General features: G+C 59.0%; 1 protein-coding gene. It reads right to left on the minus strand.

Annotation, left to right across the window (positions count from 1 at the left end; translation table 11 throughout):
• Nucleotides 1–3: 3 nt before the first annotated feature.
• Nucleotides 4–1,362, minus strand: coding sequence for a replicative DNA helicase (locus H8696_RS11235; RefSeq protein ID WP_249317534.1), 1,359 nt, complete (start codon nt 1,360–1,362; stop codon nt 4–6).
• Nucleotides 1,363–1,383 lie beyond the last annotated feature (21 nt).

The raw sequence follows: 1,383 nt of genomic DNA on the forward strand, positions 1-1,383 counted from the left end.
GCTCTATTCGCCGTTCGTATGATTTCGCGCATAACCCCCGGAAGTATCTCGCTTAGTGGTGTAAGCTTGCCGCTGCACACCGAAAAATCGCATGACCTCCGGTTTGAATGCCGTGTCGATGTATCCTGTATCTCCCTGTCTTTGCTTGGCGAGGATGAGCCTGACATAGCGCATTCCCTCCTTATCCCATGCCTGTTTTGTCCTTTGTTGTTCCAGCGTCAAATCGTCATCCTCTGGTTCGTGGATGAGTATGATATTATCCGCGTCCTGCTCGATACTCCCCGATTCTCGGAGGTCCGCCATGGTGGGCGCTTTATTGGCCGCATTCCGGTTGAGCTGACTGAGCGCCAGCACCGGAACATTGAGTTCCAGCGACAATTCCTTGAGGCTCCGGGATATCTCGCCCACCTCCGCCGCCCGTGTGTCCGTGCGCTTTACGGAGCGCACCAGCTGCAGATAGTCCACCACCACAAGCCCCAGCCCATCCCTGGCTTTCCTCTCCCGGCATACCGCCTTGATTTCTGCCGCCGTGGCCGCTTTCGTGTTGATGTACAGCGGCAACCTCGTGATGGGCCCCAGTGCCTTTGCCGCTTCCTGCAACTCGTAATCGTTCAGTTTCCCGGTCCGGAACTTGGCGCTGGATACACCCGCCTCCATGGACAGCATCCGCGTCCCGTACTGGATCCGGCTCATCTCCCGCGAGAAGAATTCCACCGGGTGATTTTTGGTTGCAAAGGCCGCCGCGATATATTGCGCAAAAGCTGATTTGCCCACGCCGGGCCGTGCGCCGATCACGGTCATTTCGCCGGGGAACAGCCCTCCGGCCATGCGGTCAAAATCTGCTATTCCAACAGTTACACCAACGTCCTTGCCCGCCATCCGGTCATCCAGCATGGCCCAGGTTTCGGCCATAACGGCGCCCATGCTTTCGTCCTCGTCCACGCCGTCCACCATGTCCTGGAGCGCCTCAAGCGCCTTGCCTATGGTCTCTCCGGTATCCCTTTCGGCGTCGTCCGCCGCCCGCGTAATCGCGGTGGAGAGCGCCAGGAGGCGCCGTCTTTTGGATGCGTCCTTGAGCGCCGCCACGTAGTGTTCAGACCATTGGCTGTGCGGCACAAACTGCATGGCTTCCATGGCTTTGACCAGTGCGTCCGTGTCCATTTCCAGTTTCCCGCCCAGGGTCACAAGATCGATCATCTCCCCCGCATCGTACATCCGCGCCATGGCCTCAAAGGCTTTGCGGTAGCTTGCCTGCGTGAAATCCTCCGGCCTTATTTTGGGGATCAGGCTGTGTCCGCTCTCGTGGCTGAGCAGCCCCCCGATGACCGCCTGTTCGGCCTCTATGTTCGCCCATTTGCTCATGCTCTCGCCCTCCTATGGCAC

The organism is Gehongia tenuis, assembly GCF_014384795.1.
In the GTDB taxonomy this organism is placed as follows: Bacteria; Bacillota; Clostridia; order Christensenellales; family NSJ-53; genus Gehongia; species Gehongia tenuis.

What these genes read in the sequence shown, in the direction of transcription:
- H8696_RS11235 (WP_249317534.1), bottom strand. Translation starts at nt 1,362, where the DNA reads ATGAGCAAATGGGCGAACATAGAGGCCGAACAGGCGGTCATCGGGGGG.